We start from the raw sequence: 17,170 nt of genomic DNA, 5'->3' as shown, positions 1-17,170 counted from the left end.
AAACTACTTAAAAGCGTGAAAGGAAGATGCCCTTTGTCTGCTTTTAATCCTCAGCAATTTAGCGTCACATACCGGCAAGGAAGCACGCCCACCTTTCCTTTTATTGGGCGTCGCTATACGCTCACCCATTCTGAACAAACAGACGATTTATTTCTTTGGATCGACGAAAAGTTTGCTGTTGATCAATTAAATGAGCAGCGAAATGAGCTTTTTGCCGAATGGCTCCACAAAGACGGTGTTGATACGCTGTATGTATACGTATTTATTGGAAATGAACACACGGAAAAGTCTGTTCAAGCCATACGGTATGCTATTTTCAAACAAGAAATGCCTTACTTACTAAAAGCATTGCGCTACGGTGATGCCACGTTTTTCAACGCTCACCCTGCTTTAGATCGTTCCCCCATTTACGTACATTTTCATTCCAGTGACAAAGAATTTCATTCCATTCGATATTTTCAAACGCCTTCTCACTATGCCTAAGCATATGAGAAGGGATCTTTACTTCGTTAATCTCCTGTTTTCCAAACTCCATTTCTTCTAGGGTCTCCCGCCCCTTCCATTTGTTTATCTTGAAAATTAATGGTTAACGCTTGGATACCTCCATAAAAGACGTCGCTTTCCTTTGTTTCTATCCGAAACGCAGAAGGGATATTTTTTGTATCTAAATCAGGCTCTATATAAATAGTCGAATCGTCAAAAATAAATCGCGGTTCATTTACAGCTTCTTGAAGCGGTTCATTTCCTTCAAGATTTTTAGAAAGTACCTGAGTTAAAATTTGAGGAATCCGTGTTCCGCCAGGAGAACCTATTCCCATCGCCCACTCGCCTTTTTCTCTTATAATAGTTGGAGCTGTAAAGGTTCTTGCTCTTTTTCCTGGCTCACGATTATTCGGTTCTTTGCTTCCAAACGTATCAGCATTGTTATTAAGAAAAAAACCGTCAACTTGTTCGCCTGTACCAAAGAAGTTACTTAACGTATTGGTTGTTGATACGACGGTTCCTTCTGAATCAATAACTACAAAATGTGTTGTACTTTCGTGTTCTTCATCCCCTTCACCTGAAGAACTTGTCGGGTGATTGACCAGGTTTGTTATATAATCATCACTAACTAACTCACTTGAGTTTTGATTATGAAAGTCAGGATCGCCAATTTGTTTTAACCGGTCGGAGTAAGCTGCTTTTTTAATTCTGTTCATCGTTTCGTAATAGTCTTTGTCAGGCATTGTTTCAAGATTTTCTTTCTCTGCCATTTTTAACATTTGAATCAGTGTAATCCCGGAAAAAGGCGGAGGCGCTGAAATCACTTCCGTTCCATTGTAAGCAGAAACGACAGGCTTGGTTTCTGTCACTTGATAGGAAGATAGGTCTTTTTTAGAAATAGGCGTTGCATCAGCAAGATCTTGTGCCAAATCTCCTTTATAAAATGCAGATGCACCTTCTCGCTGAATCTTAATTAACGTTTTAGCCAACACTGGCTGGGACAGCGTTTCTCCTTCTTCGATTGCTTCTCCCTTCGGATAAAAAGCAGATAGATCATCCACATCCATCCTTCCTCTAGAATAATACAATCGCGAAGATAAAAGAGAGTCTACTTCAAACCCTTTTTCAGCGTATTCAACGGCCGGCTGAATTAAATCACTCATTGATTTTGTGCCATACTTCTGCTGAATATATTCCATGCCAGCCACAAATCCCGGCACGCCGTTTTTACCGCTCATAGAAGTTGGAGCGGTTTCCCGGTAATCGATAAAGGTAGCAGGCTGATCTTTTTTGGCAATCAGCATACCTCCACCTCCGCCAATTCCGGATCCAAAAGGTTCGACTACATTGAGGGCATACGAAATAGCAATGGCCGCATCTACTGCATTCCCGCCTTCTTTTAATACGTCCATCCCTACATTTGCTGCCAGAGAATTCGATGAACTCACACCATAAGAATGATCATTATTTTTTTTAAGCAGCTTTTTAGGACTAAGATCTGTACTCGATTGAGTCATAAAAAAAGCGGCTATAACCCCGATTAACAACAAAACAGCAACAATATTAAATAACAGTAATTTTTTATTCACACATTCCCCTCCATTTTTACTCATATGTATATTTTGTGAAGCGCTTTCATTTTTATCCATAAATTAAATTGCACACAAAAAAGACATCGCCCCGGACGATGCCTTTTTATTACTATATATGTTTTATTTCCCAGAAGCTGATGCAGCATCATTTACTGCATCTGTAGCAGCAGATTTTGTTTGTTCAATCATTTTTACGTTATTTTCGATTTTTTGCTCTTCATCTGTTGAAAGAGTAGCCGGATGTTTTAAAGCTCCAAGTCCTGCTACTACTCCTGCTACAATAGCAATCGGTCCTACAATCCCTACGATACGTTTTGCGATCATTTTCTATTCCTCCAATTAAGTTAGTCTGTACTTTTTTCCCATAAACCGTGGCGGCGCGGATCAGCGTCACCTTGAATTTGATTTTTCTTTAAGTCTTTCACAAGAGCTTGAACGCCTCCGTAAAACATCGCGTTATCATTGTTTTTCAAGTCATAACCGTACGTTTTTAAACCATCTTTAGTTGACTGTTTAAGCTTAGCTTCTGAATAAAACTTATGAGAATCAAAAATCACACGCTTGTTTTCTACTGCCTTTTTAATGGAATCTTTGTCCTCAAAATAATCCTCAATTACTTGCGTTAACACTTGCGGAATACGATTTCCTCCCGGTGTGCCAATCGACATTACCCATTCATCACCTTCACGAATAATGGTAGGGGCTGTAAATGTTCTTGGACGCTTACCAGGTTCACGCTTGTTAATTCCTTGTCCAAACGTATTGAGCGTATTATTCAAAAAGAATCCATCTACATATTCACCGCTGCCGAAGAAATTACTCAGCGTATTCGTTGTGGATACAACGGTTCCGTCACCGTCCATCACAACAAAATGAGTGGTACTTTCATGTTCTTCGACGTCGCTTACTTTGGTGTGATCTGTTTCAGTATTATTTAATTTATTACGAAGTAAATGCACGTAGTGATCGTCGATCCAATCATTTGGCGTTTCTTTTATAAAAGCCGGATCGGCAATTTTCTTCAAGCGGTCTTGATAAGCTACTTTTGAAATTTGACCAAGAAAATGATAATAAAGACTAGGATGCGATTCCTTCAGCTTCCAAATATCTTCTTGATCCGTCATTTTTAACATTTGAATGAGCGTAGCACCAGCAAAAGGAGGAGGTGCTGAAATAATTTGATGACCTTTATAATTAGTTGATAGAGGTTTGCGCTCAACAGGCGCATACTTTCGCAAGTCTTTGTGACTTACTTTCGTTTCTTCTGTAATATCGTCTGCAATTTTCCCTCTATAAAAAGCATTCGGCCCTTCTTCCTTAATCTTTTGCAGCGTGTTCGCTAATTCATGCTGTTTGACAATTTCACCTGTGTTAATGGCGTCTTTATCTGGGTAAAAGCTAGGAATTTCATCTTCATTCACATTACCTTTGTATGAAACCAGCCTATCGTGCAAATCTTTGTCCACTTTGTACCCCTTCTCGGCATAGTTAATGGCCGGGTCGATTAGTTTGCTCATCGACAGAGATCCGTAGTGGTGCTGAATATAATCCATACCAGCGACGAACCCTGGTACGCCAATCTCATCTTCTTTATCATTCTTAGGTGCAATTTCTCGGTAGTCAATAAATGTTGGAGAGGCATCTGCTGGATCAATCAGCATTCCGCCGCCTCCCCCAAGTCCTGATCCGTACGGTTCCACAACACCAAGCGTGTAGGAAATGGCAATAGCTGCATCAACTGCTGTACCGCCTTGTTTAAGAATTTCCATACCTACTTTTGTGGCGCGAGGATCTGAAGTACTTACTGCATATTCTTGTTTTGGAAACATAAATTGATAAACACATACACCTACTATGAGTGAAAAGATGACAATGGAAACAATAATCGTATTACGTTTATTTATCATCTTTTACCTCCTCTGTGTATGACGGGCTATTAGTTAGCTTGTGCTTCTTTCTTTTTGCGCTCCTCTGCATGTTTTATAATGCGAGAATGATCTAAGTTTAATTCAAACTTGTTTCGTTCTTTTTCTAACAGTTCAGGGTTTGAAGAAAACTTGTTTAAATCGTTATAAATACGCTTCATGCGCCAAGGGTTATCCGTTGGAGTTGGTGTACCTGCTTTAATAACCATTGGAATAACATCAATTTTAGCTTGGCCCTGCTTGTTTAAATGATACTGAACCATCGCTGTATTTTTCGTACTTGACCACCCTTGGTCAAAGATAAAGTTTCCTAGGCTATAGAAAATAACCGAACCTTTATATACGTCATATGACTGTAGAACGTGCGGATGGTGACCGATGATAATGTCCGCACCAGCGTCTACCATCGCTTTTGCTAGTCCTTCTTGACGAGGACTTGGCTGTGCATCGTATTCTTCACCCCAGTGGGCATTTACTACAACTAAATCAGCATTTGCTTTCGCTTGCTGGATCGTGCTGAAAATAAGATCCGGATCTGCTTTTAAAATACCTGGGTTGTTTTTTCCAGCGGACATTCCGTCTGAATGTACATCCGTAAACCCTACGGTTGCAATGCGGATGCCGTCAGCATCTTTATATGAAATATGCTTTGCTTCTTCAGAGTTACGGCCAGCACCAACAAAATCTAATTTGTTTGCTTCAAAAGTAGAGATCGTATCTTCTAACCCTTTTGCACTGTAGTCCATTGAATGGTTGTTCGCTAAGTTTAATACGTCGAAACCCGCATTTTTAACGGTCGCTAGATCAGCAGGCTTACTATATAAATGAATACCTTTTTCCATTGCTTTATATGAATCTACGTCGTTTGTTAAAATCGGCGTTTCGTAGTTCCCGCTTACGTAATCCGAATTTTTAAAGAACGGCTCCACGTTGCGGAATACAAAATCTTCTCCGTAGCGTTCAGTTACTTCTCTTACATGGCGACCCATCATAATGTCTCCGACCATAGTCATCGTTAAATCATTATTGGCCTCTGGATTAGCCGTCTCAGGGTTTTCAAGAGCGTCCGAACGCTCCATCCATCCTGAAAGAGCTAAAATTACGATTAAAATTGGCGTTAAGATAAGAGCTTGCTTGCCCGTTGTAGGCTTTGTTTTCTTTATAAACATCAATACTTTTTCTTGAAAGTTTAATTTTTTCTCTTTCAACGCTTTCACCTTCCTTTACCAGCTGCGGTTTGTTTGTGTATTAAAATAAATAATAAACTTGCATAATTCCAAATGTTACACCACTTAATAAAACCGTTGTTCCAACTGTTAAAGGAAGACCTTGCTTTTGCATTGTATTTGCAATTAAGCCCGGTACAATGATACCAATTCCGCGTAATTCAAACACTTCAAACGGCAAGATCGGGAAGAAATAATCAAATGCAACTTTAATCACAATACCCGTAATTAACATCGCTGTAAATTTGCGACGTCCATATAAAATAACTACTTTTGAGATTCCGTACACGACGATAACATACGTTAAAATACTAATTAAGAAAATCATTAAAATGGTAATTGGCTGATCAAATACAAGAGCTAAATACCCCGGTACGATAAGACCGGCTGGCAATACGCCCGTTTTTTCTGTAAAAATTAAGCTTAGTGTAACCCCTAACACAAGGGCAATATATAAATCTGATCCGAACATGAAATGGCCTCCTAGATTAAACTGCTTTTCTCATCTTTTTCATTTCAATAATAGCTTCAACAAGCGGCTCGGCTGAACCGTGGATATTTCCGACACCGTATACGATACGATCTTTTAAATAAGGCTTCATGCGCTCTAAAATTTCTTCTGTAGAAGCGCCTTCCATATCCCAGAATTCTTTTGTTGGCAATTCGCCTCTTTGGTGTGCAGCAGCGATTGGTGAGGTCGTCTGACCAATTGCAATCATTACATCCGCTTCAATGTATGGCATTACATCTTCAGCAAATTGCTCGGTGCGATCTACACGGTCCGGACGGCAGTTCATAATGACAATAGGAAGCTTTTCACTATAGTTCATTGAATCTACACGTTCCCAAATACGAAGCGTGGAAGAAGCGTCGTTGGCAGCAAATCCATTCACTAAAAATGCTGGATTTTTTTCATCGCCAAATGTTGTAATTCTCATAGCTCCTGGGTCAGGCTGGGCATTTAACATTCCTCTCATCGCTGTTTCAGCATCGATGCCAAGTGCTTCTGCTACTGCTAAACCGATGGAAGCATTATCAGGGAAAACCATATAATCAAATTCACGTAAATACGCTTCAGATACTTTATCATTGTCAGCTACAATAACCTTTGTGTTGCGCTCTGCGGCTATTTTTTTATAGTATTCCAAATATGGACCTTCAATTGTAACAAGGTGGCCATCATAAGGAATAGTAGCAGTGAACGCTTGAGCAACTTCATCTAGAGTTGGACCCATTACATCCATGTGATCTTCTAGTACGTTTACAATAACGCCTACCTTGGCTTGAATCAGCTGATTTTGGAATGTGATTTGATAATCAGGCTGTACCGCCATACATTCACAAATAAGAGCTTCCGCGCCAATATCGGCAACTTCATTTACCACTCGTCGCTGTTCTCCAATGTTCGGACCTTCTTTACGACGAATAATTGGTTCTTCTTCACTTGTATGCCAGTAGATCATACGCGCTTGTGTTCCTGTCGTTTTCCCTACTGTTTTGTAACCTGCTTCTTTTACAATACCTGTAATCAATCGTGTAACGGTGGATTTTCCGCGAATACCATTAACATTCACTCGTACAGGAATTGAATGCAGCTTGCGTAAATGTCTGCGATACTCCCAAACGCCATACCCTACTAAAAATAGGCAGCATAGGATAATTAAGATCATGTTTCATTCTTCTCCTTCCAAACTTCTCCTGTTGGATACGTTATGAATGCTTTTGATTCATAATGATAGATATACGATTTCATAGTTTCACTCCCTTTATATATGTATGGGAGCTAATCAATTAACAGCGCTAGCATGCTGCTAAAACACCTGCTTTGAAAAATGGACTCGAGCACCAATTTCAACAGCTCTAAAACTATCATCTGCGCTCATTAGTGGTCAATAGCTCAAATGTTATATATTCTTACAATTCCGATTGTCTATTTACAGAATTAAAAACTCATCGTTTTATTTAAAATTTACAGAATAGGTCTAAAGTTTATTTACCTAGAAAAATCCCATCGATACCTTTTTTTACCATAACAACAGGAATATTTTATACATCACTCTTACAATTAACACACGGAAATATTACGTAATTAAAAATTTCTTAACTTTAGAAAACGTTTTGTAATATAAAGGTGGAATAAAAAATATTTTATCCCATTAATTCCTTTTTATGGATATACCAATTGAATTTGTCTAACAACCGTACTTGTGAGGATGATAGATAGATATAAAAGTAAGAAAAATACATTTATTTATCATTTTCTGCTTACATTTAACTTACTTAAATAGAAAGGACATTAAATATTTTTTTCTAATTTTATAAGCATTTAGACTCCATATGTACCTAGTTCTTTTGTTGTTATTTTATAGATTCCCTTTATTTAATAATCAATTCAGTAAATCTAAATCTCTTGACTATGGCCTCTTTTCCTATTTTTATTTCAATATTTTCTGAATCTTTCTACCGATAAAGGCATCTTTTGTCCGTTAAGATTGCCTAGAAAAATGCATGATTTCTCACTTTTTTGGCATATGATGTTATCATAAAAAAAAGAAGTATCATCAAAAGGAGGAAAACAATGGTTGATACAATCCTTTATTTTCTATTTTCTTTTTGCTACATTGTCCTGTTTTTCTTTAGCATATATGTAGTACGAAAAAACACTTCGCCGTTTTACATGCTATTTCTTCCTTTAGTAATAGCTGGACTAATTTACGATAATGTAATGATTGGGATTGGTTCATTTATCGGTGAAGGCGATACTTTACGTTCACTCAGCATGCTTCGCTTTTGGTTTCACGCTTTATTTACCCCTACTTTGGTGCTCTTTGCGTATGGCGTAGCGAAATATTCGACGATCACATGGGCTAAAAAATCTGTTGCCGGCATTGTTTTTTTGCTGACTACGTTTGCCTTAATTAGCTATGAAATAATCGAGACCATTAGTCAGCGTATGGAAGTTGTACGTGAATATGGCATTGTTCGCTATACATTAGTGGGATCATCCGGTCCCCCTCTTATGGTTCTTATTGTGGCGATTATTTTGCTTTTTGTTGGAATTTCCTTATTTCGCAAGACCAGGTGGAGCAGCATGATGATTGGAGTAGCCGTGATGATTGTAGGAAGTGCCGTGTCAATTCCTATACCAAGCACAGCCGTAACAAATACGTTTGAGCTTATTTTTATCTTTTCTTTATTTTTAACTCAGCGTCATTTAGTAAAAATACATTAAAAAGAAGCGATTCCCTTGCTTCTTTTTTTTATATTTGATATCTTTTACCTAACGACCGTTAGTTAGATTGAGGAGGAGCTTTTTTTGAGTGAATTATCAACTGTAGAAAAAATTAGAGCTGCCGCAATGGAGCTCTTTGGAGAAAAAGGCTATACAGAAACATCGCTTGCTGATATCTCATCAAAAGTAGGCATAAAAAAACCTTCCCTGTACGCTCATTTTAAGAACAAAGACGACTTATTTTTACTAACCGTGCATGATTTAATGAATTTATTTTTAACAAAGTTATCTGTTATATACGAACAGCATAAAACAAAGTCTACTAAAGAACAGCTTCACTGCTTTGTTGTAGATTTCTGCACGATGATTGAAAAAGATTCTTTTGGCCAGATGTACCGTCGTCTTATTTTGTTTCCACCTGAGCATTTGCAGTCGGAAGTAAAAGCTATTTTTTTAAGAAGCGAACGATTGTCTGATCAAATTCTGCATGCTATTTTTACACAGGGAATGGCTGAAGGCGAAATAATTGACCGTCCGATTGATTTGTATATCAATAGCTTTTATTGTTTAACCGACGGACTGTTCATTCAGCGCTTTTACTATGAACCAGAGTATTATGATCAAAAAATCCACGATGCTTGGACAATATTTTGGGAAGGCATACGCGCTAAATAGGCCCTGTAAAAAGGGCTTATTATTATGTAAGGAGGAATTAAAATGGCTTGGATTTACCTTATTATCGCTGGTTTGCTCGAGATTGTATGGGCAATCGGCTTAAAATATTCACACGGATTTACTGAATTAACTCCAACAATCATTACGATCGTCACAATTGTCATCAGCTTTTATTTCTTTTCAAATGCCTTAAAAAAAATTGCTGTGGGAACAGCTTATGCAGTGTTTACTGGTATAGGAGCTGCTGGTACAGCGATACTCGGTATGACTGTTTTAGACGAAGGCGTAAATATTGGAAAGATTTTATTTTTAGGATTAATGATTTTTGGAATTATCGGTTTAAAGTTAATTTCTACTGAAGAAACAGAAAGAGAGGAATCTTAACATGGCCTGGATTGCATTAATAGCTGCCGGTTTCTGCGAAGTGGGATTTGTGATTTTCTTAAAACTTTCGGATGGATTTAAGCGATTGCTTCCTTCAATTGGATTTATCCTTTTTGGTGCAGGAAGTTTTTATCTTCTCTCCTTAGCGTTAAAGGAAATACCTCTTGGAACAGCTTACGGTATATGGACGGGAGTAGGCGCTGCCGGAAGTGTACTTCTCGGCATGCTTTTCTTTCGCGAAGCAAAAGATATGCGTCGAATTCTATTTATTTTTTGTATTGTAGCAGGTGTAATTGGCCTTAAAATCACTGGATAAGGGTGTACTACTTCCCCTCTTTTCGTGCTATACTAAACTTGTAAACACTTTCAAAAAATAGGAGACGATGACAATGAACCTTGGGTTTGGAGAAATTGCCTTAATTGTATTTGTCGCTCTATTGCTTTTTGGCCCTAAAAAACTGCCGGAATTAGGAAAAGCTGCTGGAAAAACGTTAAAAGAGTTTAAAAACGCTACAAAAGGAATTATGGAAGAAGACGAAAAAGAAAAAGCCCCTCCTAAATAAGAGGCTTATATCTCTTTTAAAAGCTGACTCAAACGTTTGAGTCAGCTTCTTTGTGGTGAGAATATACTGAAATTCGATTTCGACCCGTACGCTTTGCTTCATATAAAGCCTGATCTGCTTGATGAACAATTGAAATGGGTCGTATGTTTTCGGATGGAACGACTGTCATTATTCCAACGCTGATAGTGACACACTTAAACACTTCAGAAGCTTGATGGACAATTCCACGGTCCTCCACTTGCTGTCTAATAGCTTCTGCCATTCTGATCGCTTCATATTGATTAGCTCGAGGAAGCAATATACCAAACTCTTCTCCTCCGTATCTTGCGACAAAAACCGATTCGTCAAAGACAACGCTTTTAGCGATCTTCGCTACTTCTTTTAAGCATTCGTCTCCTTGAATATGGCCATAGGTATCGTTATACGCTTTAAAATAATCAATATCAAATAGAAGAAAAGAAAGCGCCTCTTTTTCTTTCCGCGCGTATTCCCACTCGATTTCCAGCTGTTTATCAAGAGATCGGCGGTTGTTCAGACCCGTTAAGCCATCTTTCATGGACAGCATTTCAAGCTTTTTATTAGCTTTGCGAAGATCACACTCAGCCTTCTTTTTCTCCGTAATATCTCGATATTCCCAATAGTGGCCAATATACACATGACCTTCATAGATTGGAATGTAGTCACGCGCATAAATTTTACCGTTAATAAACGTAATTTCTTCATCTACTATTGACTCTTTTGAATAGACGGTGCTTTCTACCGTTTTTAAAAATCTAGCGGGATCTTTCAACATAGGAGCGTGAGATAAAAACAGCTGATTACTTTCCAGTCCAACGTATTGATTAGGAGGCCCGGGTATATCAAACATGTCACAAAAAGTTTGATTAATAACGGCTACCTCGCGCTTTGGCGTTTCAATCATGGTACCTGTCTTTGCATTTTGAACCATAATCGAAAACATTTTAGACAGTTTTTTATGCTGACTTGTCGTTACGCGAGATACATATATATATCTACCTGCTAGATACACTAAACACCCGCCTATAAAGGAAGCAGGGAGTAAATAGACGATAGTCGCAGCGGCGTGCTTCATATCTTTAAAAAGAAAGGACAAGGAGAAAAATATGCAAAGCAAGCTAATAGAATTCATTAATTGAAAACGAATAAATGGACGATAAGGTAAGCGAACCGTCCACCCAGACAGTAAAGCCATTACGATAATTGTAGCAGCGCCTATTATTCCGCTTTCCGTAATTCCAAATAAAAGCAAACGCATTACTCCTATAATACAAGCTGCAATGATAGCCGGTATCATTCCTGCATAAAGACAAACAATTGTCACCGCTAAAAAGCGAAGGTCAAGAATAATAGTAGAATCTATTTTAATTGTATATATCATTAAAATGCTGCCTAATAGTCCATAAGAACATCCGTAATAAATTAAGCGATACATTTTATACCGTTTTATTCCTTCTACTCTATAAATGATTTGCTCTCGAACTATACTCGCAGCAAACAAGAAAGAAATAATTAACGTGATATTAAAGAGAAGTTGACTCACTCTATTCTTCACCTCTTTCCAAAAGCTAAAACAAAAACAATAGGCTTCTTAGCTTACATATTGTTTACAGCTGCTTTTTTATAACTAGTACTGTTTGATTTATCGAACAGTACTATCATTTTTTTCCTTCATTAAATAAAACTGTTCTACACTCTATTTGTTGCCGACCATCCTCACTATATAAAGAGTGTTTATCTTCCTTTTCTACAAGAAATTCTACTTGTTAGTATACTACTAAACTCTATGTGTACACATCACCTTTTACCTTTTTTAAAATATTTATCCATTTTCTATTTTTTGTATTTTTCACTGAAAGGTACGTAGTCGAAATGCAGCAAAAATAAAAAAAAGAGCGTCGATACAACGAGCGCTCTTTTTTATTTATGGCGTAAAAATTCCCAAAGCCCTGGCGTTTTGGAAAAATCAAACGTCTTAACAGCGGAAAGAATTTTAATCTTTAAATCTTGCTTTACGTCTTCTCTCTCATGCAGTGAAAAGTTTTGGACAGCTTTATTTAGTTTTGGTTCCAGCTTTTTTAATAAACGCCTTGACGCTTCTTCATCTCCGGCTTTCACTTTATTTACAAGCTCATATAGAGTTTCCATTTCTTCACTTCTTTCTTAAGTCAGTTGTTAATTCTTCCACTTTTTCTTCAAGTCGCTTTATATTGTTTTCTACACGCAGTAATAAATAAAAAGAAAGGACAGCGGGAAATCCTACGTTTCCAACAAGTTGAAGCCATTGAGGATCAAACATATCTATCACTCACCTTCATAATTTTTTTCAACTTGCTTAGCGCACGTTGGTAATGGTTAGAAACCGCTTGCTGAGAAATAGAAAAATAAGCAGCGATTTCTTTATGAGTCCAGCGTTCGACAATAATCAAGTGCAGCATACACTGCTGCTTGGCCGTTAATTGGCGAAATGCATGATGAAGAATACGATTTTCAAGTTGATTTCCTAAAAATTCATGCTCCCATACAGCTCCGTCCTGTACTCCTAGCATATCTTCAACTGTTCGATTTCCATCTAGCGCAGCCGGCTGCTGCAGGCGAAGAGGAATATATGAACGCTCTTTTTCTTTTACACGCATAACATCTCTGGAATAATGTCTGCAAAGCTTGTTAATATAATGAAGCAATCTAACTTCACTATAAAACTGATGAAATTCTTTGTTTAGAAGTCTTTGTTCTTTTGTATCATTTTTAACAACCGCTTTTTGTAATCGCTCATAGCGTTCTGGTGTCAAAAATGTATTCATTATATGAGTCTGAAGAGTTGCGCTGTGGTTTGTAAGAAATGTATGAAAGGTACATTCTTTGTCGTGCCGCTTTTCTTGCTGCGAATAGAGCTGAGTCATTGTGCAAATCTCCTCCTTTTTTTCTTATACTTATTAAAAAGGGAGAAAAGAGTAAAATAACAACACCAAAAACGAACGTTTGTTCTTATATAAATTTAACTATATTAGGTTTTTTATGTCAATATGATGAAATGCTCATTAATAATCAAAACGACTCAGTAAAAATAAAAAAAAGAGATTGAGACATAACGAAATGGATCCAATCTAAAGACGAACAAATAGGATACATGAGCTGGACTGCTTATTACACCGCAGTTGATTTCCGTGCAAGACTTCGCTTTCCGCGGGCGGCCGCTGAGCCTCCTCGTCGCTAGCGCTCCAATCAACTGCTAGAAGGAACGAAACAGATGAAATCTACGTTCTGCATAACAAAAAAACGACACACTAATCAAACATGTTGATCAGTGTGTCGTTTTTCACTTCGGCTAAAATATTTTTATCCCGGCCCTTTTTATTTCTTCTTCATGTATAGATTATTCTTCTCCTAAAACGCGGTTGATACGTTTGCGAAGCATTGGCATTCCATTTCCACCCGCTTGGAAATGACGAAGCTGACCTTCTTTATCAAATACATAATATGCTGGTACATATTTATTTTCAAAAGCGTCTGTTAACTTATGCTCACTGTCTACATAAATTGGCTGAGTAATATCGTGTCCCATTGCCATTGCCTCAATAACACCCATATCTAAGTCATCTTCCGAACGAGGCATATGAACCGCTACAACATTCAATTGATCATCATACTCATCACGAAGATCATTAACTTCAGGCATTGCTTCTTTACATAAATGGCAGCTTACTGACCAAAAGTGGATAAGCGTTGCTTTATCACCTACTAAATCTTCCTTTGTCACTTCGTCGTTAATCCAAGATGTTGCTCCAGTTAATTCAGGCATTTGTTCACGTAATTTCATGTTAAAATCCTCCTCATAAATAAAACTGAATATTCCGTCTTTTATAATTAGAAAACTATCTTTTCTATCTTAATGGAAGCAGTAGAGGAAGTTCTCCTCTACTCTACCGTTATTTATTAAAGTGTTTTTTGACCTGGTTTCCAGTTAGCTGGGCAAAGTCCGCCAGTTTGAAGTGCTTGAAGTACACGTAATGTTTCTTCTACGCTGCGGCCGATGTTGTTATGGTTTACAACTGCATATTGTAATTCACCTTCTGGATTAATAATGAATAATCCGCGAAGCGCTACGCCTTCTTCTTCAATTAATACGCCGTAATCACGTGCTACTGCATGAGTTGGATCTGCAGCTAATGGATAATTTAAATCTCCAAGCCCATTATCTTTACGATCTGTGTTAATCCAAGCTAAGTGAGTATGAATTGTATCTGTAGAAACACCTACCACTTCAGCATCTAGATCCTCTAACTCTTCGTAGTGATCTGATAGGGCTGTAATTTCTGTTGGACATACGAATGTAAAGTCCATTGGATAGAAGAACAATACTGTCCATTTACCGTTTTTCATATTTTCTTCTAAACTTACTTTTCCAAATTCCTTATTTGCAAGTACAGCTTCCATTTCGAAGCGTGGTGCTTGTTTTCCTACCATACGTTCTGCCATGTCAAAACCTCTCCTTGTACAATGTATTTAACAAGCCTATGCTTGTATGTATTATTTTTAATGCAATCAGCACTATTTACTATTTGATAACGATTATTAGTATCATTATAAACTAGTAATAACTATTGATTACATTCTTTATTATACACGAGCTATTATTATAGTCAATACTTTTTTATAATCATTTTAATCTAGGATTGATTATCGAATATTTCTCACTCTTTTTATTCTTTCCTTTGATTAATCCTATGTATGCAGGGATGAATGAACATAGAAGATACTAAAAAACTTCCCTTGTTTCAACATATTTGCTTTTGCAGTGTGCTGCAACAAGATTTCAAATCTCAATTATGCTCTTTATAACTACAATAAAAGAGAATCAGACATAACGATCTAAATCCAATTTAGAGACGAACAAATGGTATAAATCATCTAATAAGGGTCACTACTTGTTACTTAAAACCTGCTTTTACCCTACCCATTAAAAAAACCGAACGAGTTTAATTCTCCATCAAGAATCAAACTCGTTCGGATCTTCCTTCAACTAAACTACTTTTGTCCAGCCTCTTTTATTTATTTCTTATCATTCGGATATACAAGACCGATTTGCTCTCGCACTTTATCCATCACGTGCATTGTTAGATATGAATTTTCATAAGAATTTGTGTCCGATTCCATCTTTCCTTGCTTTAACAGCTCTACGAATTCATTTATTTCATAGTACATAGCAGGATAAGGCTGATCGACCGTTAACTCTTCTACCCGTCCGTCATTGTATCGAATTTCTACCTTTTCAGCGGTATGTATTTTGTCAATAATCATACTGCCTTTTTCTCCTTGAATTTCACTTGGTAAATGCGAATTTGTAATTTTAGAATACATGATGACCGCGTCACGATCTTCGTACTCTAAAGCAACTGATCCTTCTCCATCTACTCCAGATTCTAGCATAAACGCCGTTGCCTTTATTTTATGAGGCCCTCCAAACAACGTAATCAGAGGATAAAGACAATATACACCTAAATCCATCAGTGAACCGTTGGCAAGCTCTGGCTTAAAGGCATTAAGCACGATACCTTCTTTATATTTATCATAACGAGAAGAATACTGACAGTAAGATGCCACGTATTTTCGAATTGGACCAACTTTATGTAAGTTCTCTTGAATCACTTTGAAGTTAGGAAGAAGGGTTGATTTCATCGCTTCCATTAGTAACACATTGTGATTCTTGGCTGTTTGAATCATCCGAGTTACTTCTGCTGCATTGGCTGCGAGCGGTTTTTCACACAGTACATGCTTGTTATTTTTCAAAAATAAGATAGCTTGTTCCGCATGATAAGCATTTGGAGTAGCAATATACACGGCATCAATTTCAGCACTCGCTGCCATTTCCTCCAAATCAGTAAATATATGAGGAATATCATATTTACCTGCAAATGCTTCTGCTTTTTCAATGGTTCGAGAATAAACAGCTGCAAGCTGAAAGTCGTCTACATACTGAGCTGATTCTAACAGTCGATCTGTTATCCAGTTTGTTCCTATTACACCAAAACGAATCATCTTTTCATCTCCTTTTTATCATCTATGTTGTATTGTATCGTTTTTAAAAAGAAAAACGAAGAAATAATAAAAAATCTATACCATTTTCCGTTGCTTTATATCTATTTTGTTCTATATAAAAAAACAGCTCACAACAAATGTAAGCTGTTTTTTTATATGACTCAAACGTAAGCTTATGCTTTCTCACCCACTACAGCAAAACGTTCGTTTACATAGTTTTTATTCTCTAACTCATCTATTAAAGCAATCGCATAATCAGCATAGCTAATATAGCTTTCATTTTGACTATTTGTGATCACGTGATCTTTTCCTAATTGATAGGCTCCAGTGCGAGCACCTTCTGGGTCAAAAAAAGCGGCTGGGCTTAAATAAGTCCAATCTATAGTTGATTTTTCTAGTTCTTTTAAACCTTTGCCCATATTTGAAGCCGTTGGATAATAAGCTGCTGGAAAACCTTCTGTGCTCATTAAAGGCATTGTTTTTTCTTCATCTACAAATAAACTTCCTGCTCCGCCCACTACTGCGAGTCGCGTTTGAACACCTTGAAATGCTTTAATAAGTGATTGTATAGACTCAACGTGCATCTGTTCACTTCCGGGAGGTGCATTAAATGCGTCTACCACAGCATCGAACTGTTCAATGTCTTTTGAAGTAATGACAAAAATATCTTTTTCAATTACGTTTGTTTGATTTTTTAGTTTAGAAGCATTTCGAACAATGGCTGTTACTTCATGTCCTCTCTGTTTTGCTTCTTCCATAATTAATTGACCTGCTTTTCCTGTTGCTCCAATAACGCCAATTTTCATTTTTATTCTCTCCTTTTATTTTTGTTGTAACCACAATAGTTACACATTACACAAAAAAATTTGAGCTTTTATAACACTGCTATTTCTTTTCAGCTCGTTGTAACCATTATAGTTACACGTTATTCAATTTGTCAACCTCACTATTCATTTTTTTACGAGATAAAAGATTTTAGGGATCGCTAAAAAATCCACAAAACAATAGCTTATTTACTATTTCAAAATATTCC

The 17,170-nt window shown here is 37.2% G+C and carries 20 protein-coding genes; 6 read left to right on the top strand and 14 right to left on the bottom strand.

Going from position 1 to position 17,170, the window contains the following annotated elements:
• Positions 1-33 precede the first annotated feature (33 nt).
• Positions 34-483 carry a staygreen family protein gene (locus MKX72_RS05045; RefSeq protein WP_028412243.1) on the top strand — a complete coding sequence of 150 codons (450 nt, stop codon included), beginning with the start codon at positions 34-36 and terminating at the stop codon, positions 481-483.
• A gap of 26 nt (positions 484-509) precedes the next feature.
• On the opposite strand, the gene MKX72_RS05040 is transcribed toward MKX72_RS05045, so the two are convergent.
• The 6 genes from MKX72_RS05040 to pgsB form a co-directional block, all read right to left on the bottom strand.
• Positions 510-2,072, bottom strand: a complete 1,563-nt coding sequence (locus tag MKX72_RS05040) for a gamma-glutamyltransferase family protein (protein ID WP_034269815.1) — start codon at positions 2,070-2,072, stop codon at positions 510-512.
• Positions 2,073-2,195: 123 nt separating this feature from the next.
• Positions 2,196-2,399, bottom strand: a complete 204-nt coding sequence (locus tag MKX72_RS05035) for a CapE family protein (protein WP_155008418.1) — start codon at positions 2,397-2,399, stop codon at positions 2,196-2,198.
• A 20-nt stretch (positions 2,400-2,419) separates the two neighbouring features.
• Positions 2,420-3,982 (bottom strand): gamma-glutamyltransferase family protein, encoded by a 1,563-nt coding sequence (locus tag MKX72_RS05030; RefSeq protein ID WP_155008419.1) that lies wholly within the window; start codon positions 3,980-3,982, stop codon positions 2,420-2,422.
• 29 nt (positions 3,983-4,011) lie between these two features.
• A complete protein-coding gene (locus MKX72_RS05025; protein WP_028412240.1) occupies positions 4,012-5,208 on the bottom strand; it encodes a CapA family protein in 1,197 nt (398 codons plus the stop codon).
• A 40-nt stretch (positions 5,209-5,248) separates the two neighbouring features.
• Positions 5,249-5,698 carry a poly-gamma-glutamate biosynthesis protein PgsC gene (gene pgsC, locus MKX72_RS05020; protein ID WP_013055707.1) on the bottom strand — a complete coding sequence of 150 codons (450 nt, stop codon included), beginning with the start codon at positions 5,696-5,698 and terminating at the stop codon, positions 5,249-5,251.
• Positions 5,699-5,714: 16 nt separating this feature from the next.
• The gene (gene pgsB / locus MKX72_RS05015) at positions 5,715-6,896 is read right to left on the bottom strand and encodes a poly-gamma-glutamate synthase PgsB (RefSeq protein WP_014461310.1); all 1,182 of its coding nucleotides are present in this window, start codon (positions 6,894-6,896) and stop codon (positions 5,715-5,717) included.
• A 908-nt stretch (positions 6,897-7,804) separates the two neighbouring features.
• Here pgsB and MKX72_RS05010 point away from each other — a divergent pair.
• From MKX72_RS05010 to MKX72_RS04990, 5 genes are all read left to right on the top strand, one after another.
• On the top strand, positions 7,805-8,458 hold the full coding sequence (locus tag MKX72_RS05010; RefSeq protein ID WP_155008420.1) for a hypothetical protein: 654 nt from the start codon (positions 7,805-7,807) through the stop codon (positions 8,456-8,458).
• A gap of 84 nt (positions 8,459-8,542) precedes the next feature.
• On the top strand, positions 8,543-9,133 hold the full coding sequence (locus MKX72_RS05005; protein ID WP_155008421.1) for a TetR/AcrR family transcriptional regulator: 591 nt from the start codon (positions 8,543-8,545) through the stop codon (positions 9,131-9,133).
• 42 nt (positions 9,134-9,175) lie between these two features.
• Complete coding sequence (sugE, locus tag MKX72_RS05000) at positions 9,176-9,517, top strand: quaternary ammonium compound efflux SMR transporter SugE (RefSeq protein WP_028412237.1); 342 nt, start codon at positions 9,176-9,178, stop codon at positions 9,515-9,517.
• 1 nt (position 9,518) lies between these two features.
• Positions 9,519-9,833 (top strand): DMT family transporter, encoded by a 315-nt coding sequence (locus tag MKX72_RS04995; RefSeq protein WP_033578200.1) that lies wholly within the window; start codon positions 9,519-9,521, stop codon positions 9,831-9,833.
• A 73-nt stretch (positions 9,834-9,906) separates the two neighbouring features.
• Positions 9,907-10,080 (top strand): twin-arginine translocase TatA/TatE family subunit, encoded by a 174-nt coding sequence (locus MKX72_RS04990; RefSeq protein WP_013055701.1) that lies wholly within the window; start codon positions 9,907-9,909, stop codon positions 10,078-10,080.
• 28 nt (positions 10,081-10,108) lie between these two features.
• On the opposite strand, the gene MKX72_RS04985 is transcribed toward MKX72_RS04990, so the two are convergent.
• The 8 genes from MKX72_RS04985 to MKX72_RS04950 form a co-directional block, all read right to left on the bottom strand.
• The gene (locus MKX72_RS04985; protein ID WP_230683443.1) at positions 10,109-11,641 is read right to left on the bottom strand and encodes a diguanylate cyclase domain-containing protein; all 1,533 of its coding nucleotides are present in this window, start codon (positions 11,639-11,641) and stop codon (positions 10,109-10,111) included.
• Positions 11,642-12,018: 377 nt separating this feature from the next.
• Positions 12,019-12,246, bottom strand: a complete 228-nt coding sequence (locus MKX72_RS04980; RefSeq protein WP_047751557.1) for a helix-turn-helix domain-containing protein — start codon at positions 12,244-12,246, stop codon at positions 12,019-12,021.
• A 4-nt stretch (positions 12,247-12,250) separates the two neighbouring features.
• A complete protein-coding gene (locus MKX72_RS04975) occupies positions 12,251-12,397 on the bottom strand; it encodes a YvrJ family protein (protein WP_013055696.1) in 147 nt (48 codons plus the stop codon).
• Positions 12,390-13,001 carry a sigma-70 family RNA polymerase sigma factor gene (locus MKX72_RS04970; protein WP_048020133.1) on the bottom strand — a complete coding sequence of 204 codons (612 nt, stop codon included), beginning with the start codon at positions 12,999-13,001 and terminating at the stop codon, positions 12,390-12,392. The genes MKX72_RS04975 and MKX72_RS04970 overlap by 8 nt, the downstream gene beginning before the upstream one ends.
• Before the next feature lie 473 nt (positions 13,002-13,474).
• Positions 13,475-13,918: a TlpA family protein disulfide reductase gene (locus MKX72_RS04965; protein WP_013055693.1), complete on the bottom strand. Its 444-nt coding sequence runs from the start codon at positions 13,916-13,918 to the stop codon at positions 13,475-13,477.
• A gap of 116 nt (positions 13,919-14,034) precedes the next feature.
• Positions 14,035-14,577 (bottom strand): peroxiredoxin, encoded by a 543-nt coding sequence (locus MKX72_RS04960; protein WP_155008423.1) that lies wholly within the window; start codon positions 14,575-14,577, stop codon positions 14,035-14,037.
• Positions 14,578-15,150: 573 nt separating this feature from the next.
• Positions 15,151-16,137: a Gfo/Idh/MocA family protein gene (locus tag MKX72_RS04955; protein WP_033578198.1), complete on the bottom strand. Its 987-nt coding sequence runs from the start codon at positions 16,135-16,137 to the stop codon at positions 15,151-15,153.
• Between the two features lie 173 nt (positions 16,138-16,310).
• Positions 16,311-16,943: an NAD(P)-dependent oxidoreductase gene (locus tag MKX72_RS04950; RefSeq protein WP_033578197.1), complete on the bottom strand. Its 633-nt coding sequence runs from the start codon at positions 16,941-16,943 to the stop codon at positions 16,311-16,313.
• Positions 16,944-17,170 lie beyond the last annotated feature (227 nt).

The sequence above is a fragment of the Priestia sp. FSL R5-0597 genome, assembly GCF_038006305.1.
GTDB lineage: Bacteria > Bacillota > Bacilli > Bacillales > Bacillaceae_H > Priestia > Priestia zanthoxyli.
This window is presented reverse-complemented; position numbering and strand designations above follow the sequence as displayed.